General features: G+C 44.7%; 24 protein-coding genes. 12 read left to right on the top strand and 12 right to left on the bottom strand.

Annotation, left to right across the window (positions count from 1 at the left end; translation table 11 throughout):
• Positions 1–26: 26 nt before the first annotated feature.
• Positions 27–1385, bottom strand: coding sequence for an AarF/ABC1/UbiB kinase family protein (locus L0992_04945; GenBank protein XGB68034.1), 1359 nt, complete (start codon positions 1383–1385; stop codon positions 27–29).
• Between the two features lie 220 nt (positions 1386–1605).
• Positions 1606–1992, bottom strand: a complete 387-nt coding sequence (locus tag L0992_04950; GenBank protein ID XGB68035.1) for a DUF393 domain-containing protein — start codon at positions 1990–1992, stop codon at positions 1606–1608.
• A gap of 386 nt (positions 1993–2378) precedes the next feature.
• Here L0992_04950 and L0992_04955 point away from each other — a divergent pair, with 386 nt between their 5' ends.
• Entirely contained in the window at positions 2379–4169 is a 1791-nt protein-coding gene (locus L0992_04955; protein ID XGB68036.1) for a hypothetical protein, read from the top strand.
• 94 nt (positions 4170–4263) lie between these two features.
• Here the strand turns inward: L0992_04955 and L0992_04960 are convergent, their stop codons facing one another.
• Complete coding sequence (locus L0992_04960; protein XGB68037.1) at positions 4264–5607, bottom strand: sigma-54 dependent transcriptional regulator; 1344 nt, start codon at positions 5605–5607, stop codon at positions 4264–4266.
• Positions 5608–5893: 286 nt separating this feature from the next.
• Here L0992_04960 and L0992_04965 point away from each other — a divergent pair, with 286 nt between their 5' ends.
• From L0992_04965 to L0992_04980, 4 genes are all read left to right on the top strand, one after another.
• Positions 5894–6217, top strand: coding sequence for a DUF1439 domain-containing protein (locus L0992_04965; GenBank protein ID XGB68038.1), 324 nt, complete (start codon positions 5894–5896; stop codon positions 6215–6217).
• Between the two features lie 224 nt (positions 6218–6441).
• Entirely contained in the window at positions 6442–8004 is a 1563-nt protein-coding gene (locus L0992_04970; GenBank protein ID XGB68039.1) for a glutamate synthase-related protein, read from the top strand.
• 276 nt (positions 8005–8280) lie between these two features.
• The gene (locus L0992_04975) at positions 8281–9072 is read left to right on the top strand and encodes an arylamine N-acetyltransferase (GenBank protein ID XGB68040.1); all 792 of its coding nucleotides are present in this window, start codon (positions 8281–8283) and stop codon (positions 9070–9072) included.
• A 19-nt stretch (positions 9073–9091) separates the two neighbouring features.
• On the top strand, positions 9092–9616 hold the full coding sequence (locus tag L0992_04980) for an NAD(P)H-dependent oxidoreductase (protein XGB68041.1): 525 nt from the start codon (positions 9092–9094) through the stop codon (positions 9614–9616).
• An 80-nt stretch (positions 9617–9696) separates the two neighbouring features.
• Here the strand turns inward: L0992_04980 and L0992_04985 are convergent, their stop codons facing one another.
• Entirely contained in the window at positions 9697–10509 is an 813-nt protein-coding gene (locus tag L0992_04985; protein ID XGB68042.1) for an enoyl-CoA hydratase/isomerase family protein, read from the bottom strand.
• Between the two features lie 130 nt (positions 10510–10639).
• Here L0992_04985 and L0992_04990 point away from each other — a divergent pair, with 130 nt between their 5' ends.
• Both L0992_04990 and soxR read left to right on the top strand, forming a co-directional pair.
• Positions 10640–11599, top strand: coding sequence for a LysR family transcriptional regulator (locus tag L0992_04990; protein ID XGB68043.1), 960 nt, complete (start codon positions 10640–10642; stop codon positions 11597–11599).
• A 139-nt stretch (positions 11600–11738) separates the two neighbouring features.
• Positions 11739–12179: a redox-sensitive transcriptional activator SoxR gene (gene soxR / locus L0992_04995; GenBank protein ID XGB68044.1), complete on the top strand. Its 441-nt coding sequence runs from the start codon at positions 11739–11741 to the stop codon at positions 12177–12179.
• An 18-nt stretch (positions 12180–12197) separates the two neighbouring features.
• Here the strand turns inward: soxR and L0992_05000 are convergent, their stop codons facing one another.
• Entirely contained in the window at positions 12198–12959 is a 762-nt protein-coding gene (locus L0992_05000; protein ID XGB68045.1) for a carbohydrate deacetylase, read from the bottom strand.
• Between the two features lie 109 nt (positions 12960–13068).
• A complete protein-coding gene (locus L0992_05005) occupies positions 13069–14397 on the bottom strand; it encodes a 6-phospho-beta-glucosidase (GenBank protein XGB68046.1) in 1329 nt (442 codons plus the stop codon).
• A 103-nt stretch (positions 14398–14500) separates the two neighbouring features.
• Here L0992_05005 and L0992_05010 point away from each other — a divergent pair, with 103 nt between their 5' ends.
• From L0992_05010 to L0992_05020, 3 genes are all read left to right on the top strand, one after another.
• Positions 14501–15385, top strand: coding sequence for a LysR substrate-binding domain-containing protein (locus L0992_05010; protein ID XGB68047.1), 885 nt, complete (start codon positions 14501–14503; stop codon positions 15383–15385).
• Between the two features lie 74 nt (positions 15386–15459).
• Positions 15460–15840 carry a VOC family protein gene (locus L0992_05015; protein ID XGB68048.1) on the top strand — a complete coding sequence of 127 codons (381 nt, stop codon included), beginning with the start codon at positions 15460–15462 and terminating at the stop codon, positions 15838–15840.
• A 97-nt stretch (positions 15841–15937) separates the two neighbouring features.
• On the top strand, positions 15938–16342 hold the full coding sequence (locus L0992_05020; protein XGB68049.1) for a globin: 405 nt from the start codon (positions 15938–15940) through the stop codon (positions 16340–16342).
• A 46-nt stretch (positions 16343–16388) separates the two neighbouring features.
• On the opposite strand, the gene L0992_05025 is transcribed toward L0992_05020, so the two are convergent.
• Positions 16389–16958, bottom strand: a complete 570-nt coding sequence (locus L0992_05025) for a porin family protein (GenBank protein XGB68050.1) — start codon at positions 16956–16958, stop codon at positions 16389–16391.
• Positions 16959–17324: 366 nt separating this feature from the next.
• On the bottom strand, positions 17325–18095 hold the full coding sequence (locus L0992_05030) for a DUF481 domain-containing protein (GenBank protein ID XGB68051.1): 771 nt from the start codon (positions 18093–18095) through the stop codon (positions 17325–17327).
• Positions 18096–18234: 139 nt separating this feature from the next.
• Here L0992_05030 and L0992_05035 point away from each other — a divergent pair, with 139 nt between their 5' ends.
• Together L0992_05035 and L0992_05040 are read left to right on the top strand one after the other, a co-directional pair.
• Positions 18235–18624 (top strand): DUF4345 domain-containing protein, encoded by a 390-nt coding sequence (locus L0992_05035; GenBank protein XGB68052.1) that lies wholly within the window; start codon positions 18235–18237, stop codon positions 18622–18624.
• A gap of 9 nt (positions 18625–18633) precedes the next feature.
• The gene (locus L0992_05040; GenBank protein ID XGB68053.1) at positions 18634–20136 is read left to right on the top strand and encodes an arylsulfatase; all 1503 of its coding nucleotides are present in this window, start codon (positions 18634–18636) and stop codon (positions 20134–20136) included.
• Positions 20137–20204: 68 nt separating this feature from the next.
• Here L0992_05040 and L0992_05045 read toward each other — a convergent pair whose 3' ends face one another.
• The 4 genes from L0992_05045 to L0992_05060 form a co-directional block, all read right to left on the bottom strand.
• Positions 20205–21230: a LacI family transcriptional regulator gene (locus L0992_05045; GenBank protein XGB68054.1), complete on the bottom strand. Its 1026-nt coding sequence runs from the start codon at positions 21228–21230 to the stop codon at positions 20205–20207.
• A gap of 227 nt (positions 21231–21457) precedes the next feature.
• On the bottom strand, positions 21458–22534 hold the full coding sequence (locus tag L0992_05050) for a porin (GenBank protein XGB68055.1): 1077 nt from the start codon (positions 22532–22534) through the stop codon (positions 21458–21460).
• Between the two features lie 249 nt (positions 22535–22783).
• On the bottom strand, positions 22784–23800 hold the full coding sequence (locus L0992_05055; GenBank protein ID XGB68056.1) for a nuclear transport factor 2 family protein: 1017 nt from the start codon (positions 23798–23800) through the stop codon (positions 22784–22786).
• Between the two features lie 125 nt (positions 23801–23925).
• Complete coding sequence (locus L0992_05060; protein XGB68057.1) at positions 23926–25230, bottom strand: MFS transporter; 1305 nt, start codon at positions 25228–25230, stop codon at positions 23926–23928.
• Between the last annotated feature and the right edge of the window lie 88 nt (positions 25231–25318).

Here is a 25318-nt window from a genome sequence, read left to right on the forward strand (position 1 = left end):
GCACGTTGAAATGATCACTTTGCTCGTTATTTACCGTCGTTTTCCCTATCGTTCTTAGTTGTGCTTTTGCTCTCTGCGATGAGGTATGGATCGACCAAGCGACTGATATTCACTTTCGCACCAAGGCGAGCTGCGAGTAGATACATGCCACCAATTTTTCGGTGTAGGAACAGCGCATCGGCAGGTGGGGTATGCCAATACTCTTGCTCCATGCTCAATATGGTGCCTGCTTCACGGAGTCGCTGTGCCAATCCACTCGCTTTGAAGTCGTACTCTTCGTCAACCAACATCGGCTCACAGGCCATTTTTACGAGGTTTAGAATCGCTCGGCGTTGATCGGGAAGAATAGTCTCGCTGAAGAATCCAATTTGCTCTAACGCTTGGTTGAGCCCTTGTTCATTGTTATTAATCACTGACGAAAAGGCTAAGCGATAACCCTCGCTGAAGCGGTTGCTGTATTCACGGGTTGCTCCGAAGTCTAATAGCCCAATCTGGCGAGTGTTTTCAACGTAAAGATAGTTGGCGAAATTGGGGTCGGTTTGCACCATTTTGAAATCGAACAATTCTCTGAACAAAAGCTCGAGCAAGCTGTGCATTACAAAGTCACGGGTGCTTTGATCGTAACCTTCTATTTGCTCTATCGGGACGCCCTCAATGAAGTCCATGGCTAGCACCGATTCTGAGGATACTTGGGGATGAATCTTGGGTACGACGAAGTGAGAGTGATCCTTTAATGCATCATGATAACGAGTCGCGTAGTCAGCCTCACGAGCATAGTCCGCTTCATCGTGGAGCTGTTTCTTTGCCTCTTCTAACAAGCCTTTGTAGTCGACCGACTTTGGTATCAAGCCAACAATATTGAGCAGTGTGCCTACATTATCTACATCACTGTCGATGCTTTTTCGAATGCCAGGGTATTGGACTTTGACGGCGAGTTTGTCCCCAGCATCACTATAGGCTTGGTGAACCTGGCCGATAGACGCACTGGCAATCGGTTTAAAGTTGAAGGAAAGGAATTCGGTTTTCCAATGGCTCCCGAGCGAGCTTTCTAACACTTGATTGAGTTGTTTGGTTGGCAGCGGGTCGGCGTCTGAGCGCAGGCGAGAAAGAATGTCGGCTAATTCAGGTTCTAGGACATCGCCCGCATCCATTGACAGCATTTGTCCTAACTTCATCGCAGCGCCGCGCAAGTGGGCGAGTTGATCGGTCAGACGAGCAATATTCTGTGGCGTTAACAGTAAGTCTTTTGCTTTGGGCCTGTTGCCTTGTGCAATTTGCTTGGTGCCTTCCGTGAGCACATTACCCGCGACCCTTGTCGCCAGCGAGGCAAACTTACTGAATCTAGAAATTCGATGTGTGGGAAGGTTTCTCTCTTTTGCCGACATAAAGTCTCTCTCTGGGAATCTGGGTTCACTACAAAGTTCTATCAATCATTACACAACGTTATGTTTTGTTGTGATAACTTGTCGCGTGGAACAGTAAACAGAATTAAAAGGACAAAGCATGAAATTTTTTTGTTGAAAGTGGCCGTTACTGTATTGGTGTTCACAGCACTGTTTGGCATCGTTTACTACAAAGTCGCAAGTGGTATGTCTTAACCAAATACTATTTTGTGCAGCTGTTACCATCGCAGCGCGACTTTCCGGTTAACCAGAACGAGACTTTATATCGGTTCTTGGCAAATCGTAAATAACACCAATCTGCCACTGGCTTGAATATCGCCCAACGTAAAGGGGCGTATAGCCAACCTTTTCCTACTAAGCGCCACGCTTGGTAGGTCACGTCTAAACCTAGCAGCAGTTTTCCATTCTCATCCAGTGCATGCAAAATGGTGTTGGCTGCGTCGGCATCAATCTGAGGGTAGTCTGAAAAGGCTTCACTGTAGATATCGATGGTTTGAATCTTATTCTCGGTATCATGCTTGGCAAGTGCCGCCATCTCTTTTGCGCACAATGGACACGTCCCATCGTAGAATATCGTAAGTTGTGTCATCGTCTGTTCACCTGTCATTTCACGATCTGAACCTCCCGTTACCCGTCAATTCAACCGCTTGTTATTCAATAATCTAGCAATGGCTACGTGATTGTACCTTTTAAAGATCACTCTCCTCGTATCAAAGCTCTAAAGATGTCTGACTTAGACACTTTGTTCATCCTTTCAAGTCCTTGATTGTTTGGTCAAATCTCGGGTTTGTGGACAAATGATAACAAAACGTCCAATAAAGGTGTGCCTTCAATATATAAACATCAATAAATTCAACAAGTTGAACTTGGCTTGGAATATGCTCTATCGAACCTACGAATTGCTAAAGGATTTTCTCTAATTTGGGCAAGGCAGAAAACCCTAAAAGCATAAGTATGAACAAATGGAGAGAGAACATGAAGGTTATAAATTATTTACTTAGTGTGCTTTTGTTGTTTGGTAGCCCCCAGTTGGCGTGGGCTACTGTTGATGTGATGGAACTTGATGGTAATGCGACCAGTGATAATAGCGGTATTGATTGGGATGATGTAAATGATCCCAACAGCATGGTTGGGATTGCAGAGTTTTTCGAAAAAGACCGTAACGGTATCGACCAAATCTTTTGGAAAGGTGGATCAAAAGATGATTCCGACATTACAGATTGGGCGTTCCGTACCGCGTCACCACAACCAAAAGATGACTTTACTAATGCGTATGCCGCTGCCTTTGAAAGCGAAGGTGATTTGCTGATTTACTTTGGTGCAGACCGATATGCGAACAATGGTGATATGTACATTGGGTTTTGGTTTTTACAAGACCAAGTAGGGTTACCGGATGGACAAACCAAAGGCGACTTTGTTGGGCAACATGTCAATGGAGACATCCTTGTGCTGATTTCATTCCCACAAGCGAGTGGCGGTAATCCGTATATAGAAGTGTTGCAGTGGGATTTAAATAATGGTGATGTCACCGACAACATGACCAGACTGTTCCAGACGGCTGGAGACCCTAAATCGAATGATTTCGTTGGTGCAAGATGTGGCAGTGGCGCAGTCGGTGTCGATAAGATATGTGCGATTTCCAATGATGACTCTATCGGGGCAATACCGCTACCGAATGTACAAGGTTGGGAATACCTCGCGAAAACGGGTGAAACAACCTCTATTCCGACAGAGAGCTTTGTTGAAGGACGTCTGAATTTATCTGCGTTGTTGAACGATGAGTTTGGTATTGAAGATATTCCATGTTTCAGTAGCTTCTTAGTTGAGTCACGAGCTTCTCGTTCGATTGATGCATCTTTGGCTGACTTCGTTGTCGGTTCATTCAGTTTATGTAGCATCAGCATAGCGGCAACTTGTAACACAACCAGCTTTACGGTTGATGGCATGTTTAACATCGATTACACCGTGATGGTAACCAATACTGGTCCAGGTTCGTTAGGCACCAACGGTGATTACGAAGTGGCCTTTTTATCGGAGTCACCAATCTTAGGCGCGCTTCCAGTGGTTGGTAATGGTGATGAAGTGTGGAGTGTCGGTGAGTCATTCTCATTCATGGGTAATTACTTGTCTGTAAATAATGGTGCTGTCGGTGTCATAGATGGTTCGGTGGATCTTGATGGGCTTATCGTGAATGCTCAAGCGCCAGTGGCCTACAATTGTCCACCAATAGACTTGAGCCCGATGGTTGAGATTTCTAAGGTGTGTAATAGCTTCTTAGAGGTTGATGGTGGTCAAGTTGTGCTTAAGAAAACCTATGATGTTGAAATATGTAATACCGGTGATATCCCATTGGCCATTGAATCGCTGGTGGATTCTAAGGATGACTCTTTGAGCCGTTCTGATTTACCTACTGAAGTAGTCAACAGCAGTTATTACCTCGACTTTGCTTTACCTTGTGATGATCTTGAGGATGTGACCACATGTGGTGCTGGCAATATGTGTAGTGCATTAAGTGCCGACCCTGAGCTATTTGCTTGTAAAACGGGTGAAGGAGAGTGGATACCGAACTTTGGTGATGCGATTGGTCAAGTGTGTACACAAGTAAGTAAAACTTATGCACCAAATGTGTTACCAACCGGAACTGCAGGGATGCTATCTAATCAAGTGACAGCAACGTTTGACTCGCTGTTCTTACAAGAAGCATTTATGGAAACATCGAACATTGCAACCTGTGATGTTTGTCCATTTACTGTACCTGAGCCATAAGTACTTTCATTAATTGAGTACAACTAAACTCTAAAGCAGCCTAATTCGTTAGGCTGCTTTATTAGTTAGTTAGTTAGTTAGCTAGCTAGGCGACTTAAATTACTATCTGATGTTTTTTAATCAGCTTGTATAAGGTTGTTCGGGAAATAGACAACGCTTTAGCAGATTGGGAAATATTGTAGTGGTGTTGCTGAATCACTCGACGAACATTTTTTGAAGAAAGTCGAGTGTCACTCTCAGTATCGGGCGAAGCGTCTTTTAATTGAATTCCCATATGACGAGTAGAGAGGGCGCTTGAGTTAGAAAGAACAATCGCTCTTTTTATGCAGTTAAATAATTCTCTGACATTGCCCGGCCAATGGTACTGTTTCATTTGCTCAAGGGTGTCACTAGGCAGTTTGGTTTTGGATGCGTAATTGTGCTTCAGTTCAAATCGAACCAAATCTTCAATGTCTTCTTTGTGATCATTGAGTGGTACTAGGTCTAATGGAAGTACATTGATGCGATGAAAGAGATCCTTTCGAAATTTACCCGCAGCAACGGCTTGTTCGATATTGACGTTGGTGGCGAAAATTACACGGCAATCTACGGGCAATTGGTTATTACTGCCGAGTCGTTCTATCGAACTATTTTCAAGAAAGTGGAGCAGGTAAGTTTGTAGTGAGAGCTCAAGGTCGCCGATCTCATCCAAAAATAGTGTGCCACCATTCGCTCTTTCCACGTGTCCGACGTAGCGTTTGTTTGCTCCCGTGAATGAGCCTTTTTCAAAGCCAAATAACTCGGAGTGAATCAGTGATTGTGGAATTGCACCACAATTTACTGCGATGAAAGGTTTCTGACTGCGGGCTGAGGCCTCATGTATTAAACGCGCACATAGGCTTTTTCCTGTTCCGGTTTCCCCTTGAATCAGCACTGGAAAATCGTTGTTAGCGATCTTGGCTATCTTCTTTTTAAGCTGTTGGATGGTTCTGGATTGCCCTACCAATTGACATTCATGGCACGAGGCAGGCTTAGGCTTAGTTTGCTTGGTGTCGACCATGCCATACGCATGCCCTAAATTTCGACAAAGCCATTCTGTATCAATAGGGAGGTGGTAATAATCCCAAAAGGTTTGCTTAATGAGCGATAAGTTGCGGCTTGGTGGTTGGTTGCAGATAGCGATTGCTTTTAAACTTGGAGAGTGAACCTTTAACGCTGATATTTGCTCACACTGTTTGTCGATTGAGGATGATGTTAGACAAGAAACGACAATTGGTGCGTAGCTTTCGCTGCGTCTATCAAGTAAGTGAATGGCCTGTTCTGTCGTTTCTGCAACTTGAGCTTCCCAGTTATGGAGACGCAACTCTCCTACCCACTGACTATGGTGCAGGCATGCGGTGTTGCATAACAGAATCACAGAACGAGTTATTGGCTCAGGTGATACTCTTTTTGATGGCATTGTGCTCACTCTTCATGTTTCGACTCCATGATGAAACCTTCAGTAAGCCCCCTAAATATCCATAAGCTTAGAAGCAAAATTCAATTAATTCGAGCACACAAATTTGATGGCGTTTGGCTGAAAAGTGTCATTATCTCAAGCGGGAAAGCTAATCTGGTGCTTTACTTACTGATATTTATGCTTATTAATTAAAGGTATTCACGAATATCGTGTCTTTACTGTTTTGTTTATTGATGACCACACAGTAAACTCCGCGCTAATCACTAACGATAAAGAGCTGATATAGATGATAATTAACGTAGCAAAAAAGTTCATTTTAGCGGCTTCTGCACTGATATTAGGTGGTTGTGTGAGCTACAGCGTTACTGAACAAGAAATGACGAACTACCTGCAAGACTCGGTGATGTTAGAACAAGAAGTCGGTGTGCAAAACGTTATGTATGCGCAAGTGGCTGTTGATGACTTAGCGGTGCAAATTGGTCGAGCTGATGCCGAGCGAGTGTCTGTTCTGGCGAATACCAATGCAAAGGTTCAAGAGTCGTTGATTAAGTCGTCGGAACCGAATCTAGTGATCAGAGATAATAAGCTGGTCATCGAACTGTTCGATTGACCCTCCGTGCATTAGTTTTGACTAAGCTCTCACCCATAATGGCTGCCTAATAGGTAGCCATTTTTGTTTGTGTTGAGTCGGTCATGACTGTTTTTATTCGGTTTACTCACCTTGTCTATCAGTCTCATTTATTGAATTAGCTGCGTATCTCACCTTTACTTTACTCTTGTGAGCAAGTCATCGCTTCAGTCATCAAATCATAAAAAAGAAAAGGTGAACGAACTATGAAGAGTCCAGTAATCGCGGATAACAAACCCGTCAAAGTCGAGCTGACAGAGGGAGAAGAGTATTACTTTTGTACCTGCGGCCGATCTAAAAGTCAGCCCTTTTGTGACGGTTCCCATGCCGGTACGGGTTTCAAACCGAAAAGTTTTGTCGCCGAAGAAAGCGGAGACGCCTACCTGTGTCGTTGTAAGTATTCCAACAACCTGCCTTTTTGCGATGGCACTCATAAACAGTTTACTGCGGAACAAGTTGGGCAAGAAGGCCCAGAGGTTCACATTCAAGCGGCTGCGCCAGATTTGTCTCCTGCTGCGAGCGCAACCAAAGAAGAGCCGACCGTCGAGTTTATTCATCAACTGGCGCGTGATGGTTTATCCAAGGTCGGACATCATGGGCCAATGACCTCTATGGGCGTGCCAAGACACCTATTGCCTCACTGGGATGATATTCAAGTGATGGTCGCGCAAATGGCCACCAAGCCTTTGCTGGAGAACGTGCCAGTTGGAACTGAACTGATTATTGGTCCCAAAGCGAAGAAGCCGCTTAAATTGGACATCTCTTTGTTTGTGTCTGATATGAGCTTTGGCTCGCTATCTGAAGAAGCAAAAGTCTCATTGGCGAAAGGGGCTGAACTCGCAGGAACAGGCATCTGCTCTGGTGAAGGCGGTATGTTACCCGAAGAACAAGCGGCGAACTCTCGCTACTTTTATGAATTAGCCAGTGCTCAGTTTGGTTACGATGAAGCTAAGCTCAAAAACGTTCAAGCCTTCCATTTTAAAGGCGGGCAGGGTGCAAAAACAGGAACGGGCGGGCACTTACCGGGCGCGAAGAACATAGGAAAAATCGCGGAAGTGCGTGGCATTGAAGCGGGCACGGCTGCGATTTCTCCACCCACCTTTGTTGACCTTAAAACGATCGAGGATTTCAAAAAGTTCGCTGATCGTGTTCGAGAGGTGACAGGCGGTATCCCGATCGGCTTTAAGTTAAGTGCCAATCACATCGAAGAAGACATTCAATTCGCGCTTGATGCCAGTGCCGATTACATCATCTTAGATGGGCGTGGTGGTGGTACAGGGGCTGCGCCAGAAATGTTCCGTGACCATATCAGCGTCCCCACTATTCCAGCACTCGCTCGTGCTAGAGCGTATCTCGATAAACAAGGGGTCAGTGACAGAGTCACATTGATCATCACGGGCGGTTTGCGTGTGCCGATGGACTTTGTGAAAGCGATGGCGCTTGGTGCTGATGGTGTCGCTATCTCAAACAGTGCTATGCAGTCGATAGGTTGTGTAGCGGCGAGAATGTGTAACACTAATAATTGTCCGGCGGGTATTGCGACTCAAAAGGCCGACTTACGCCAGCGTTTAAATGTCGAAAAGGCATCGAATCAGCTTAAGAACTTCTTCGAGGCCTCGACAGAATTAATGCAAGTGATGGCGAGGGCGTGTGGGCATGATCATTTGAATCAATTTAACCCTCATGATTTAGCAACATGGAATCGCGAAATGGCGGAGCTATCGGGCGTTGCTTATTCGGGTTTCAGTTCATTAAATAAACTTAAGTAAATAACCTTTCAATAAAGCACACCTACTGCATTTGTGGGTGTGCTTATTTTTGCCTGTGTCATACAGCGTCATACTCCACTCATCATAATTAGCTGATTTATAATCGCTTTTAAATTATTTTCTATTTTTTGAAAATATCGCTTTACCTCAAGTTAACTTGAGGTTTTATCATCATCCCCAATCTAAAAACATTAAACAATCACCTTGTCATTTTTGAGCATTGTAAGCATGGAAGACGCCAGTCATTAGGTGATGAAAACGAATCAGGGGTTAGGTATGGAACAGCGTCAGATCACCGAGTATTTTTCAAGAATCGGCTTATCTCAGCCAAGCGACACCACAATCGAAAGCCTAAAGGCGATTCATCAACATCAACACAGAAGTATCCCGTTTGAAAACTTTGATGTGGTTCAGGGCTTACCGATTCAGCTTTCAGCAGAGGCACTGTATGAAAAGCTGGTGGTGAATCAGCGAGGTGGTTACTGCCAAGAGTTAAATGGACAGTTGTTGAACGTGCTGACGCACTTGGGCTTTGAAGCGAGAAGCCTGCTTGGCCGTGTTCACCTAGCAGGCGAGCCGACAGGGCGCAGTCATCGAGTCACCATGGTGACCATTGATGACAAGCAGTGGCTGGTGGATGCGGGCTTTGGCACCTTCACGCCACGTGCTCCATTGTTGCTAGAAACCGGTGTTGAACAGTCTAATGATCTACAAACCTTCCGCTTCGTAGAAGACGAGCTATACGGCTTGCTACTGCAAATCAAGCAGGGCGAAGAGTGGATGAAGGTATACAGCCTAGACATGACTCACGTGTGTGCGAACGATTTAGAGTCGAGCAACTTCTTTACATCTAACAGCCCGAAATCGATTTTTACATCGAACTGTATTGCGGCGCTGCCTATTGAAGATGGGATTGTCACGCTACTGAATCAAACCATCAAGGTGACCAAAAACGGCATTACCGAAGAGTGGTTATTAGAAGATGAGGCGTCTTACTTTGCTGCTTTACAAACCTATTTTGGGCTCACACTCAACGTACCTTTTTCACTTATAAAGAAATGTTTCTAACCAAATTTGAGGATAAATAATGAAAGTATTAGCGATTGGCGCAACCAACAGTACAACATCAATCAACCAACAGCTTGCAGCATACACCGCAGGTTTAGTCGAAGGCGCGCAAGTTGAGGTGCTCGACCTCAATGATTTCGAGATGCCGATTTATAGCGAGAAAAGAGAGCAAGACTCGGGCATTCATCAACACGCTCAACGTTTCTTTGACAAAATCGGAGAATCAGACGCGGTTGTCATCTCCTTTGCGGAATACAACGGCTCATACACAGCGGCGTTTAAAAATGTGTTCGATTGGGCATCACGCATCGATATGAAAGTGTATCAAGGTAAGCCTGTGGTGATGCTGGCTACCTCTCCGGGCTCCGGTGGTGCGACTTCGGTGTTGTCTTCTGCGGTTAACTCTGCGCCTTACTTCGATGCCGATGTGAAAGGATCGATGTCTGTTCCTAGTTTCTACGACAACTTCGATATGGAGACGGGCGAGATGACTAACGCAGATATGATCGAGAATCTTAAGGTGATCATGAATAAGGTTGGCTAAGTGGCTTTGGTTAACGTTATGAGTGGGTAGACTTCAACGCACAAGGCAGCCATAACCTTATGGCTGCCTTAGGTGCTGTATTAGTTTGATAACTCAGCGGCGGTATCAACGAAGATGCCTTGAATGTCTTTTGCTTCGCGCTCAGTTTGACCACCGTGCTTTAGGAATGCAGCAATGATGGCCGCTGTTTTTTGCTCTTTTGCACGCTCTAAGAAGTAACGTAATTCTAGCTCTGCGCCCGCTTGCTCATCTTTGATTGAGGTCGCGATGATCTCTTTGTACATCACGATGTCACGCACTTCTAATTGGCTGATCACACCTAGCGTTGTCGCTAAGAAATCTTCAAGTTCTGCTTTCGGCACGAACTGAGTAATGATATTGCGGCTTTCAGCTTGTTGCGCCGTAAAATCGTTACCTAGCAATAGTGCTTGTAGTGCTTTGTTTTTACCCATACGTCTTGCAAACTGTACCGCGCCTTGACCACCTGTCGGGATGTTTACATGAATTTCTGGTTGCGCGAACGCTGAATTTTCAGTGCCATAAGCTAAGTCACATGCCATCACAAACTCATTACCGCCTCCACGAGCAACACCATCCACAACAGCAACAGACACTTGTTTCATCGCTTTGATGTTTTCAATCATGTGGTTGAATTCGATTGAGCCAGCCTGTCCACCTTGAGTGCCGTTGATCACATTAAGATCTAAATGAGCTAGGAAGAATTCAGCATGTAGTGATTTGAATACCACCACTTTAGTATCGCGGTCATCTTTTAGCGATAGAACAAACTCATTGATTTCATTAATTAAATCGAAAGTTAATACGTTCACTGGTGGATTGTTGATTGATACAGTAGCAATGCAATTTTGATTAGTAATTGATAGTAGTGTCATCTTTGTTTCCTCTAATTATTTGGGACTGAATGTTGTCTCCGTTATGTGCAGCTACTATAGATTTGTAATAAGATGAGAAAAATAGTCATATTGGCACTTAATTGGTGCTTTAAATGCAACAAAGGTCGTTATGGATACATCAAGTCGTTTATTATTGCTTTTGGAAGTAGTTGAACTTGGCTCGTTCGTCAAAGTTGCGGAGCAGAGGAACGTTAACCGTTCTGTGATCTCTAAACAGATCAGTCGTCTTGAAGAAGAGCTCGATGTGCGACTGTTGAACAGAACCACTCGCTCGTTGTCGCTCACAGCAGCAGGTAACGAGATGGTCAACCAAGCCCATCAATTGCGTGCTTTGCTTAATGACACACAACGTTTGGCACAGAACTACCATTCCGAACCTAGAGGTCTTTTAAGGATTACGAGCTCTACCATGTTTGGGAGGCAGTATGTTCAGCAAGCCATATCAGTGTTTCAGCAACAGTATCCGGATGTCGATTTCGAACTGAGACTCGAAGATCGCATTGTTGATATGGTCAAAGAAGGTTTCGATATTGGCTTTCGTATTGGCAAGCCTAAAAACTCTAGCTTAATCAGTCGCAAGATAGCGAGAAGCAGACTCTTGATTGTCGCGTCACCTGAATTCATCGAGAGGCACGGTTCAATTGACACTATCGAAAAATTAGAGTCACTGCCTGCCACTATTTATGCCGCACCGGGCCTGGTGATTGACAAATTCTCTTACCGTGACGAAGAGGGCAATACACAGCACTTTCAGCTTAATGCGACCTATAAGGTGAATGATGTGGAGATGATTCCGAAGAGTGCGTTAACAGGCAATACTTTAGCTGTAGTCACGGCACAAATGATCACTGATGAAATATCAAAGGGCGAGTTAGTGCCTATCATGACGCATTTGGCATTGGATGATTTTGGTACCTTCTATGCGGTTTATCCTCATCGAGATGCGCCGATAAAAACCAAGCTGTTCATTGATACGTTGAAATCGATAGTCGGGGAAGAACAACCGACCTGGGAGCAGGGTATTGCGGGCTTTGATGAGATGTATGGTAATCAAATCGAAAAGTCATAATCAGTCATCACAGATATGAGGCTTCAAAGTCTCGTGAGTTTTTACCAAAATTCAGACGTATACCTAAAGTTAAAGTGAACTCTATTGTTGACTATACTAGTCTGGCACGTATTGGATATTCGGAAAGGGAAGTAACAACATGAAAAACATCGTGTATTTAACGATTGGTCAACTCTCGGAGCGCAGTGGTGTCGCACCCTCGGCTCTGCGTTTTTATGAAACCAAAGGATTGATTGCCTCTATCCGAACCAATGGTAATCAACGACGTTATCAATCTGCGATGTTAAGGCGAATTGCCCTTATTCAAGTCGCCCAGTCGATAGGTTTCACGCTTGAAGAGATCACCGAAGAGTTGTCTAGTTTGCCGATGAACCACACCGCAACCAAGCGTGATTGGGAGCGAGTTGCGAAGAAGTGGCAAGGGCAACTCGACAGTAAGATGGCACAGATCCGTTCACTACAAGAAAATCTCACAGGCTGTATTGGCTGTGGCTGTCTGAGCATGCAGAAGTGCCATCTATTAAACCCAGAAGATATTCTGCATGACCAAGGGCAGGGTGCTCAGCGTATCGTCGACTAGATTGGTTTTAGGATTTAGCTAAAGCTGATCGAATCCAATGCATTCAATACCATTGTCAGAGAGCCATTGTTGTAAGACCGGACTCGTCAATAAGGCGTGTTCTTCCACTCGCTTAGTGAGATAGCTAGACAATGACCTCAGTTCGTCACTGGCAAAAAGCGCGGGATGGCACATCAATTCGACCGTGCCGTTAGGCGTCATGGCTTGGTGGCTTAACAGCAAATCTTGCAAGCCGGTTAGTGAAACCCCGTCATCAAAAAATCGCATATCAAACGCATCTGGCGTTGGCACTAAAAGTGAATCTTGCCCGCTCACAATATTGTCGATTCGTCTCACAGGCAGGCCGATATCATTGGCGGTTTGAGTAAATGCAGCTTTAAGAGGCTGGAAAACGCCGCCGAAGTGATGACTGTCGATATGATTGATCTTTAAACCAGCATCAAGCGCAGCTTGGTATTGCGCATTAAGCTCAAGTACCACCTCTTCTTCAGCAACATCTGCTTTGTTGAGCAGGGTAGTTTTATCTAAAAAATAACCCTGATCATCGACAAGGCTGGGGATGAGCTCTGGTGAACTAATGGGTTTGCCTGCCGTGACCGTAAAATGTAATCCAACTTCAGGAACTAAGCCTTGGTGGTAAAGCTCGATGGCATGTTGTGTACCTGGTTGGTTCATCATAATGGTGGTTGATTTCACCATGCCGGCTTTCAAACAATCAACAATGCCAAGGTTTACGCTTTCTGTGAGACCGAAATCATCGGCGTTCAATATCAATTTCATGGTTGGCCTCATTCTAATGAGAAGGTGTGGACTTTTAGTTTTGAATTAGCTCAGCATTTGCTGAGCTAATGTACCGAAAACAGTGAGTTATACTGAGGGAGTTATCACACTATGTGAGCCGATGAGCGAACGCAGGCATGAACTCTAAGTTTTCGCGAATCGTTTCTAGTAGAGCTTCATCAATGTGCGAGCCTGTATCGACGATTGGGTTTAGGATCAGGGCACGTTTCGCTGTGGCGATATCTCCCGTGATTGCAGCTTTTACGGTTAGGGTTTCAAACTCTTTCATTTGTTGGATCAAGCGCAGCGTGTCACTGTCAAAAGGCTCGACGTTGAGTGGGATGATTTCACTGCTGGTGATCACAGAGCTGACTTCGACCGCGCAGTCATCTGGCAACCCTTGTATTGCGCCGTTATTACGGGTGTTTACATGCATGATAGAGCGCTTGTTGTTATAAATACTGCTCATCAACTCACAAGCCGCTTCAGAGTAATAGGCACCGCCACGCTCTTCTAACAGTTGAGGTTTGGTGTCTAACATTGGGTCTTTGTATATCTCAAGCAGTTGCTTCTCAACTTGAGCCACCAAGTCGGCGCGGTTAGCGTTGTTCTTCGACGCCTCAAACTCTTTATCTAAGATATCTCGAGACTGATAGTAGTAACGCAGGTATGCACATGGAATGATGTTGAGTGAGCGAATCAACTCGCCGTCCCATTCAAAGGGAGGGATATTTTTTGGCATCATTTGATCGTTGCCACCAAGAAGTTGATTGATGACCTCACCAAGTTTGTCTTGCCCTTCATGTAGCACCTTGCGAGCCCACACTAAGTGATTCAAGCCTGCAATTTGCATCGTAATGTCTTCACGTTTTGCGCCAAGCATTTTGGCTGCACCAAGCTCCATGTTGACTGGAACGTTACACAGGCCAACGGTTTTAATCGACGAGTGTTTAAGCAGAGCTTCGGTAACCATGCCTGATGGATTGGTGAAGTTGAGTAGCCATGCGTTCGGGCACAATGCTTCCATCTCTTTCGCGATTTCTAATGCAATCGGGATAGTTCGACAGGCGTTTGAGAAACCACCCAGCCCGTTAGTTTCTTGCCCGATCATTCGATATTTCAAGGCGATACGTTCGTCACGTAATCTTGCTTCTAGTCGACCTGCTCGAAATTGAGAGCACACGAAATCGGCGTCTTTCAGAGCCAATTGTCGGTCCGTGGTTAGGTGAACATTAATTTCGCAGTTCACTTTATTAATCATACGCTTGGTTAGGTCGGCAATGATCTGGGCTTTTTCTAACCCAGCCTCGATATCCACTAACCACAGATCAGTAATAGGTAATTCGTGATGACGTTTTAATAAGCCTTCAACTAACTCAGGGGTGTAACTTGAACCACCACCGATCACGACGACTTTTAATTTTTGTTCTTGTTTCATGTTATTCACCATTAGACTTTTAGATTACGTGATTTAATCTATATGATGAGTTGGCGCACCGACAAACCAGAATTGATGAGTTATAAATTAGTGAGAATAATCCATGAGCTTATTTGAAAATAGGCAACAGACACTATCACTGCTGCATACATTCAGTGTTGCGGCTAAACATTTGAGTTTTACTTTGGCTGCTGAAGAGTTGTTTTTGACACAGGGCGGTGTCAGTCATCGTATTAAAAAGTTGGAGCAACAGCTGAAATTTAGTCTGTTTGTACGTAAAACGAGAAAGCTCGAATTGACCCCAGAAGGACAGCGAGTTCTTTCGATGTTGAATGTCTCTTTTGAGTCGATATTTTCTGAACTGATGGACATTCAAACGGGTGAATTGAGTGGTGAGCTATATATAGCAACCTCTCCTTATTTTGCATCTTCTTGGTTGATGCCACGACTGCCGGAATTTAGAAAACTCTATCCGAACTTGAGCCTTAAGCTGCAAACCAAACAGAACCAATCTGACTTCCAATTTGAACCTTATGACGTGGCGATTTTTTATAGCGAGGGTCACTATCCTAACCATAACAGCGAGCGACTTTTTTCAGGGATCAGAACTCCTGTGTGCAGCCCAGAGTATGCCAAGAGGTTTAGTCTCGATAAGGGAGTACATCAATTAGCTGATGTACAGTTTATTCATAGTGGAAACGTGACGGCGTGGCAGCGGTGGTTAGCTGAAGCTCAAAGCGAAGTGGATTGCACGTTGATGTGTGATTACTACAGTGATAATCGTTTGGCCATGGATGCTGCGATACTCTCAATGGGCGTTGCACTAGGGCGCTTAGAGTTTATGAAGCCGCAAATCGAGCAGGGGTTGTTAGTGGCTCCAATGATGAGTATTGAGTCTGGTAAGGGCTACGATTTGGTGTGCCCGAAAGGGATGGATCAACGAACCAAGTTTCAGGTTTTTGCTCAGTGGATAAAGCAACAATTGTAGTTAGAGAACGCCTAGACAAATGAGGTTGAAGGGGCTAGTTTAGGAAGTTCTTTCACTAAAAGAAGAGGTTAGTTATGTTCAGCCATGTTTTTCTTGGAACCGAAGATATTGAACGCGCGAAGTCTTTCTATGACCCAATCATGAAGGTGCTTGGCTACAGCGAAGGTTCTGTCGACCCTAAAGGCCGCTGCATTTACGTGAGCCAAACCGGTGTATTAGGTTTAACCAAACCGATTGATGGTCAGCCAGCAACGCACGGTAATGGTATGACGATCGGCTTCTTAGCATCTTCTCCTGAGCTGGTGGATGAGTGGCATCGTGTTGGCGTAGAAAATGGTGGCAAGAGCATTGAAAACGGACCTGGTGCGAGAGGTTCTGACGAACGTCGACTTTACATGGCTTACTTGCGAGATCCTGATGGAAACAAGATCTGTGCAACTCACTTTATGCCTTAGTTCATGATATGCCTCAGTTCATTTTATGCCACAGTGACGTATAATTAAGTCATCTCGGTTGTTCAGGGCGAACGAACCATTGCAAAGGATTGGCTAGATGACACCAAACGAACTGTTTTATGAGAGCTTTGAGCGTTGCAGAATAGACCAAGAATTCCTAGAAACATTCTTGGCTGATTTCTGTGAGCATAATCCTAGGTTTTCAGAGCGTTTTGAAAACATAGGACTAGAGCAACAAACCAAGATGCTCAAAGCCTCAATCATCCTGATTTATAACTCTTCTGGTTTACCCAGTGTGCGGAGCTCCGTAAAAAGGCTTGGTAAGCAACACAAAGAGCTCGGGATGGATATTTCTGAACAAGAGCTCAACGAGTGGTTTCACTCATTACTGAATACCGTCAAGAAATACGACCCGCACTATAATGATCAAGTTGAACAAGCGTGGGCGCAGACTCTCGATGCTGGTCTAACTATAATGAAGAAAGAGTGTGTCGTTAAATAAGCCCTGTTTAGCACAAGGCTTATTTATCTTAATGGTTTTATAACGCTTAAAAGGTAAAGCCTGTCTGTACGCCCAATACTGAGTCGTTGGTGTACCAACTGCTAGAACCGCCGTATTCATACCAGTCATACCCTACGCGAGTCAGTAGTTTAGAGTTGCCAAAGATTGGTTTGATTGATTTGTATTCGGCTCCGATACCGTAAGTTAAGCCAAGATCACCATGAGAGCCTTTTGTTACTTCAGATCCTTTATTGGAAATGTACTCTAACTTTGTGTCTGAGTGCGAGTACAAAGCGCCGAACTTGCCAAAAACAGAGAAGTTATCATTGAAGCTGTGCTTGTATGTTGGTGTTAGTGAAAGTACTAACGAATCGAACTTCTCTTTCCTCGTTAATTTCTCATTGTTGCTGTCCGTGCTAACCGAGCTGTCCTTTACTGTGATGGCAAGTAATGTTGATTCAACATACCAATTACTCTGCATGATTTGACTGCCGAAAGTGAACTGTCCGCCCACGTCCCCGCTATCCATACCGAAACCACCCAACGCATACATTTCATTGGATGCTAACGCTGGAGCTGATGCCATTACGCATATCGCTAAGACTAATTTTTTCATTGTTTCTACTCTGGTTTGTAAATTTCGGGAGAGGATTCTAACGATCTTTTAAAAATAAAAAACACTGTTCGAATGTGGTGGGAGTAGATTAAATAAAGATTAAATATCTCAAGATATAAATGTGTATTTCCATGATCTAAAATTACAATTTTTTAGATAGATTAAATGAACGATGTGCCGGTGTTACTCTATGATTTTATGGATTTTCTTTGAGGTAGGGCGGTGTATGTTTCACGAAGAAAAACCTCTGGAAATAGAGAGCACCTCCAGAGGTATGAATCATTTGAGGCTTACGTTTTAATAGAAATTAAATCCAAACGACCGATGTTGGGTTGGCCTAGGTTCTAACGCGTTACGAGAATCGAATTAAAAGTGAGCAGCCCACCCAATCAAGAAACCTTGTGATGCCGTGTTATACTCAAAAGTTCCTTTGTTTTCGTAGTCCACCCAAGTGGATTTGTAGGCAACATTTAGGTCGGACCAACTGTTTATCTGGTATCGAACACCAGTTAAAAGAGATGAGGTAAAGTCGGTGTCACTGCCAAGCCCTGAATCAATGGTAGCGTGAAACTTCCAATCCTTATTGATCTGCGTTATCCATCTCACACCGATTTGGTAATCTATCCAATCTTCATCTAATGATTTGCTTCTATTTAAGTCGCCAACTGAAGTGTAAAGCTTGGCATCAATGTCGTTATCCCACCAACGAAGCCCAAACAGATAATCAATCGTGCCAAAATCGTATTGGTAGCGCTTAAACCCTTTCACATCTAAAACACCTTGTCGGATATCAAGATTGCCTTTCAATACCTCTAGGTTGCTACCTAAAACGGAGTTTGTTTTTCCGCTTAACTTCATGAAGCTGTAATCAATGTAATAGCCCCACTGATTGTCATAGATACCCTCTAAACGCACCATTGCGGTCATATCAAGATGATCCATGATGAATGCAGGATCAACATCGACATCTGCAGACAAATCACCAATGGTGCTGTCTCCGCGGATGTTGAGTGCGAGCGCGTAAATTTCGAAGCTATGTTGCCACTTTTTTGTATCCGCTTGTTCACTTGCTTCCTGAGCATTGACGGTTGAACTTGCAGCTAATGCTGATGCGAGTAAATAACGCCATTTAGCCATATTGATATCCTTATCTTCGATGTGAAATAGCACGAATGTGAATGTGTGTTTTAATTGCCCATTTTTCACATATGCAACTTGTATATTGCTGATTGTAGACTATGTTTTTTGAAAAGAGCCAAATTAAAAGAGTAAGGATATGAAGCCACAAAGTGTTTTCCTGTTAGTTGCAGTTGTGGGACTAACACCCATTGCACTGTCTTACGGCTATGCGCCAGTTGTCTCTCTTGATTACCTTTTTGGGATAGATGCGAGCCCCATCAATGTGACTCATATCTTTCGTGCAGTGATGGGGCTTTATTTGGCTCTGGCGTTGTTTTGGGTGTTTGGCGCGCTGTTCAAAAAATATCGACTGCCAGCGCTCTATAGTTTGGTGGTTTTCATGTTGGGTTTAGCTGCCGGACGAGTCATCAGTTTGGTGGTGGATGGCATGCCGCATTGGCTACTTTTCGTCTATCTGATCTTGGAACTGGGCTTTGGCTTAGTCGGTTTAAAAATGATTCATAACGAACAATCTGAAACAGTATAAGGACATTCTATGAAAAGGATTTTCCATCTTCTTATCCTGAGTGTGTTGAGTAGCTTTTCGCTATCAGCATGGTCAGCTCAAGAGCAGCCAAATATCTTTGTTATCTTCACTGATGATGTGGGGATCTCAAACCTGAGTGCCTATCACAATGGCGTGATGAGCAGTGAAACACCGAATATCGACAGCATTGCCGAGAAGGGCATGTTACTTACCGATTACTACGCTCAACCTTCGTGTACCGCGGGTCGTTCCGCCTTCTTAACTGGGCAATTACCAGTACGAACGGGCATGCACTCTGTTGGCTTACCAGGTGGGCCTGTAGGTTTGAGTGCGGATACCCCAACGCTTCCAGAAATGCTCAAGAGCATGGGCTATGTGACTGGGCAGTTTGGTAAAAACCATTTAGGCGACCGAGATGAGTTCCTACCGACAATGCATGGCTTTGATGAGTACTGGGGTTGGTTGTATCACTTGAATGCGATGGAATACACCGAAGACCCTGATTGGCCAAAAGATGGATCGCTCGATGCCTTTGCACCTCGTAACGTGATCTATTCAAGATCGGATGGTAAGGGCGGACAAACCATTGAGGATGATGGTGCGCTGTCGATTGAGCGTATGCGTACACTGGATGATGAAGTCAATAAACACGCGATCAACTTCATCGAAAGAGCGGTTGAAGCGGAGAAGCCATTCTTTACTTGGTATTGCCCATCACGAGGTCACGTTTGGACGCATCTTTCTGAAGAGTACGAAGCCATGCTTGGGCAGAACGGCTGGGGACTGCAAGAAGTGGTGATGAAAGATCTCGATGATCACGTTGGTGAGATGCTTGCCAAAATGGAAGAACTCGGCATTGCAGATAACACCATCATCATTTTCACGGCCGATAATGGTCCTGAAATCATGACATGGCCAGATGGCGGTATGACACCGTTCCATGGCGAAAAAGGCACAACATGGGAAGGTGGTGTTCGTGCTCCTGCATTGGTGAGTTGGCCGGGTAAGATCCCTGCTGGCAGTGTCGGCAATGGCATCTTTGATGGTATGGATTGGTTACCAACACTGATTGCAGCGGCGGGTGGCCCAACAGATCTGAAAGAGAAAATGCTGAAAGGTCACGATGGTTTTAAAGCACACCTCGATGGTTACAACCAAGTCGATATGTTGACGGAAAAAGGTGAGTCGAATCGTAAAGAGATTTACTACTACGAACGAGACAAGCTACAAGCCGTTCGAGTTGGAGATTGGAAAGCACACTTCGTAGTACAGAACCACGGTTGGAGTGGCCCGAAAGAAGAACTTAACGCACCACTACTGTTCAACTTGCGTCGTGACCCTTACGAGCGAGCAGCTGAAGAATCTGGAATGTACTTGAAATGGATGGGGCAGAAGATGTGGGCATTTGGTCCTGCTCAAGCCGCTATTCAGCAACACTTAGCAACCTTCGAAGAGTGGCCGCCAGTCACACCTGAATCTCCGGCAGAGAAAACCGGTGGTGTGGGGAATTAGTTAAATATCATAAAAAATCCCGCTCTATATGAGCGGGATTTTTATTGGAATGCGTCTTAACTTTGGCTCTATTTTAGCGTTGTTTTTCGCTCTATGAACTTCACTGGCACCATCAACTTAACCAAACTGGTGTCTTGCTCTTGAATTTGGCTAACGACAATTTTCACTGACTCGCGGGCAAGGCGTCTGAAGTCTTGCTTGAAGGTGGTCAATTGGTAGTTCAACCACTGTGTTTGTGGAATGTCATCAAAACCAATCACTTGCAGATCTTCAGGAATACGCAGATTGAACTCTAAGCGCGCTACATCCATAACAGCCATTGCTAGGTTATCTGTCGCGCAGAAAATCGCTTGTGGTTGTTCTGGCTCTGAAAACAGAGCGCGAATCGTATCTAGTGAATCGAGGTAGTCGTAATCCGCTTCAATAACACGAGCTTGCTTGCCTGTTAGGTCTTCGAACTCTGAACAAAAGCCCGCTTCACGTTCGCCATTGGTGTAAGTCGGTACGTTACCTGTTAGGTAAACTGCTGACTTTGTTCCAACGCTATGCAAATGCTGAGCAGCAACTTGGCCTGCTGCATAGTTGTCGCTCACCACATGACTACTCTTAGTACCTTCAACCACGCGTGCATATTGAACAATTGGGATGTCGAACTCTTCACACTCTTCATAAAGTGACTTGTTGAAGGTTGCAGAAGCTGCAATCACACCATCAACTCGATACTGGAAGATGTTAGGAATCGAGTGGTTGTCATTACCATCGACTTGCCACGGAATAAGCACCGCAGAATAGCCCTGTTTTTGTAACTCAGTCGAGATGAGCTGCAGGGTTTTCATGTGAATTGGGTAGTCAGCATCAGGGAAAACTAAGCCAATCAATTTGGATTCATTTGTCGTCAGACTACGTGCAAACGCATTGGGACGATAATTCAACGATTTTGCTGCATCGAACACTTTCTGCTTGGTCTTTTCAGACACTGAACTGCCCGGAACAAATACACGAGAAACGGTAGATTGAGAAACGCCAGCGAGCTTAGCGACATCTTTTGAAGTAACGGTTGGCTTTGACGCCGTGGAGTGTTTTGGTGAGTTCATAGACCATGCTTTTAAGCCAATTTAACGACCTACAGAGTATCATAGATAGGTACGTATTCAAAAAAGCAATGCATGAGAATGTCATGAAAGATAAGGGTTAATTGAGGTTGTTGGGTATTAGCTTGGGTATGACCCAAAAGAAAGCTCTACGTACATACCAAGCATATTGTAGAGCTTTAGTTGGACAGTGTTGTTCAGTCTTACTTATCTAACGCCTTATTCAGCCATTAGAAGTAGTAACGAATACCTGCAGCGAATTGGTCGTCGCTGTTTTCGTATTTCACACCGTTGTATGAATCTTTACCGTTATCAAATTGGTATTCCGTCCACACTAAGAACTTGTTTTTCTTAAAGTGGTACTCAAGGCCAGGGATTATCAACTGACGCTCGTAACCGTTAGCGTTGTCGTCTGTATCCGTTAAGTAGTTAACGTTAAAGGTTGGACGCAGACCGTTTTCAAAGTGGTAGTACGTGAAGAACTCAGCACCACGGTGGTCGTAGAATTCAGATTGGCTGGTGGTTTCCCAGTTTGAACCTTGGCTGTAGGTGAAACCAACAAATAGACCATCATTAGTGTAGTTCACACCCAACAAACCGATGCGCTGTGTATCGCCATCTTTGATGTTTTGTACGCCAGCATCAACATCATCAAACTCATTTTGATGGTAAGCCAAACCAATGGTTAAGCCATCCATCACAGTGTAAAGCGTTGATGCACCCATACCGTTTTTCAGCGTTGCGGTTAAACCGTCAGCTAGGCCAACATCTTCACGAGTGGTTTGGTAAGTGAAGCCGTATTTCCAGTTGTCGCTGATGTTGTTGCGGTAAGTGATTGAGTTCTCGGCACGGCCTGTACCAGAAGCAATACCCCAGTCAGATAGGTTGTAGTAGCCAGAGCCACGTGAACCAAATACGCGGCCCATATCGGTAAACCAAGCCACATCGTAGAAGGTCGACCATTGCTTAGTACCTGCAGCAATCTTGCCGTATTTTTCGTGCTCTACGCCTGCGTATAGAAGTCGGTCATAAATATTGTCGCCGTTAGCACCTGAGTTGTAACCCCATTCAGCATGGCCAAAGCCAGTCCAGTCGTTGTCTAGTCCCATTTGACCTTTAAGGCCGAAACGAGAACTACCACTGTTCCATTCGCCGTTATGGTCGCCACCTTTGTCTTGGTAACGAACATCAAAACGGCCATCTAGGGTCAGGCTGTCGCCCGCGTCATTGGTAAAAGTGTGTGCAGCAAAAGCAGAACCCGAAGTAAGTGCTGTCAGGATCACTGCTGAAAGAATCGACTTTTTCATTGTTATTCTCTTTATTCAGGCCGTAGAAAGCCGCCGTGCTTTCAAGCCCGTTATTATAGGTAATGGTTTGGCAGGGTGTACCCCATCCATGAGGCACTAGTAGATTCAGTTATTAGTGGAGCAATAATGAATTGGTTGGAGCACCTACTAGGAGCGAGAAGGATCTCCCAGCAAGCGTGGAAACCTAAATCAGATGTCTATTTAGGTTGCCACTATTTCGTTTCAATCTTTTGGATTAAAGCGTTTCGATTACAGTGTTGGGTTCATGATGGTTGAAGTGCGTTCGAACACGTCTAGACCTTGCTGTTGTAGCCAGTAAGGAAGGTCGATAAGAACCCAGTTCTCAGACAGTTTGTCACCGTCACGGTAGTAAACATCAACTACTTGCATGTTTGCACGTACTTCACCGCCAGTCATCCCTAGGAAGCCACCTGTTGGCGTGTTTGATAGGTTTGGCCAACCGAAGAAACAAGAGAAGTTACCTTCAGCGAAACGACAAACGTGGCCGTTGAACTTCTTGTCTTTCAGGTTGTTACGGAAAGGAAGTTGGTGCTGTTGTTGGTAGCGAGGAATTGTGTAAGACGCGCCGATACCACATGGGCCGTACCAAATCATGTCTTTTGACCAGCTCTTCGCTAGTACTTCTGGTGGGCAACCCATCGCGCCGCTGTCGTTAAGAGTAGACAGGTCATCAACCATTTTGTTTACTAGAGCCAGCGTTGCAACACCTTCTTCTGGAGCTGCATCTTCGAATAGCAGACCATCGTGGTTACGTGGGCCAGGGTATACGAAGTGCTTACCAGTTGATGGTGGAAGTGGGTAACAACCCGCTTGATCCATCATGCCTAGTAGATCTAGGAACAGGCCAGTCTTAGTGATTTTGCCATCAACCACACAGTTAAATTCCGCGTAGCGAACGTTCATGATCTTGCCAGTTGGGCGCATGCCTAGGTATTCAGCGTCGAATAGACCCATGAAGTGACCCATGCTCATTACCCAAATCTCATCTGGGTTAACTTCGTTGTTACCGCCGATGAAGATGTCTTGACGACGCTGCATGCGAGTCATTGATTTCATCATTGGAGCCCAGAAAACGTCAGCCGCAGCTTGAGCGCCTTCTTGCTCACGGAATGGGTAAACACCGCGCCACAAGTAATCTTCAGAAGTGTGTGCTTTTAAAACTTCAGCAACGTTCTCGTGAGTTGCGTTTTCCATTGCATCAAAGTATTCGCGAACAATGCGTTTAGCTTCTTGATATTTAGACATAATAATTTCTCTTTGTGTTGTCGAGTCAACATTCGGAACAGGACTCGATTTGGATTTTGTTACCGGCTGACTACTCAGCCGGCTTTAAATTTTTCGTATTTGAATTTCAGCGTATGAGTTTCGAATTAAGCTTTTGCTGCTTCTGCTTTTTTGCTCTTATCGAAGACGCCACCTTTAAGAGTTTCAGGCAGTGTTAGCCATAGTAGGCCAGCGATAATCCATACGATTGGTGAACCCCACATTGCCGTTTGTAGGTCGGTACGTTCTTGGATAAAGATAAGAACCATTGGTGCCCACATGCCGATAATACGACCGCCATGGAATAAAGCTGCACCATAGCTACGCAAGCGTGCTGGGAACAATTCAGAGAAGTAACCGCCCCATACTGCAGAAGCAGACAGGCCGAAGTTGTAGATAAGACCTAGAAGAGCCAGCATGTTTAGGCCACCAATCACCATGTCGCCAGGTGCGACAAAGAAGATAGAAACCATGATACCTGCGAGGATGAAGCCGAATGCGTTGATCTTACGACCGTACTTATCTGCTGCCCATCCCCAGAACCATGCACCGAAGAGTGAACCAAATGCTGATATAGAGAAGATCAAACCGATGGTTGCACCATCAAACATACGAACATCTTTCAGGTAGGTAGTTACAAAGCCACCGAAGAATTGGAATCCGTAGAAGTTAAGACCAGAAAGAAGTAAACAAGTAATCGTAATTTTGCGGTAAGGCTTGCTTAACATCTCACCCCAAGAACCTTTTTTAGCTTCGGTTACTTCGCCAGCTGCATTGGTTGTTGTTTGTTGATCTTCTTCACCGTAGGCGATCACCGTTTTGTCGCTTGGTAATACAAAGATCATTAGCGCTGCTGCTACAAGCGGTGGAATACCACCTACCCACATTAGGCTCTGCCAAGGTGCATCAACACTTGTAATGAAGGCTGCGTAAGCGCCCATTGCTACTAAGGCAACAGAGAACATTGAAGAAGCAAATGCGGTCAACTTACCACGTACAGTCGGTGTAAATAGGCCGATCATTAGGCTCACTGCTACAGTGAAGTAACCACCCAGTGATAAACCAATGATGAAACGCATTGCAGCCCAAGTGACGTAGTCGGTGAACATCATATTGATGATGGTTGCACCACCGTTTAATGCCGTAATTGCTACTAGTGTGGACTTCTTGCCGAACTTGGTTGCGAACCATGCACAGCTCAGTGCACCAATTAGAGCACCAACCGACTGCCAAGTGTAGAACTGAGCGGTATCAGAAAGGCTAATACCAGCATATTCTTCCACGATGTATGGGCGTACGTAGTCAATAATTACAAAGTTATAACAATAGAAAAAGTAGCCGACTAGAATTGCTAGATATGCGGCTACCCTTTGAATCATAGGAACTTCGCTCATGTGTTTTTTAATGGTCATGACCGATAAACCTTTATTTTATATAGGGTGATTTTGGTTTTAATTATTGTGTGTTGATTATTTAGCTTCATCACACCGTCTTCATTTC

It is taken from the genome of Vibrio pomeroyi, from assembly GCA_041879425.1.
GTDB classification, from domain to species: Bacteria; Pseudomonadota; Gammaproteobacteria; order Enterobacterales; family Vibrionaceae; genus Vibrio; species Vibrio pomeroyi_A.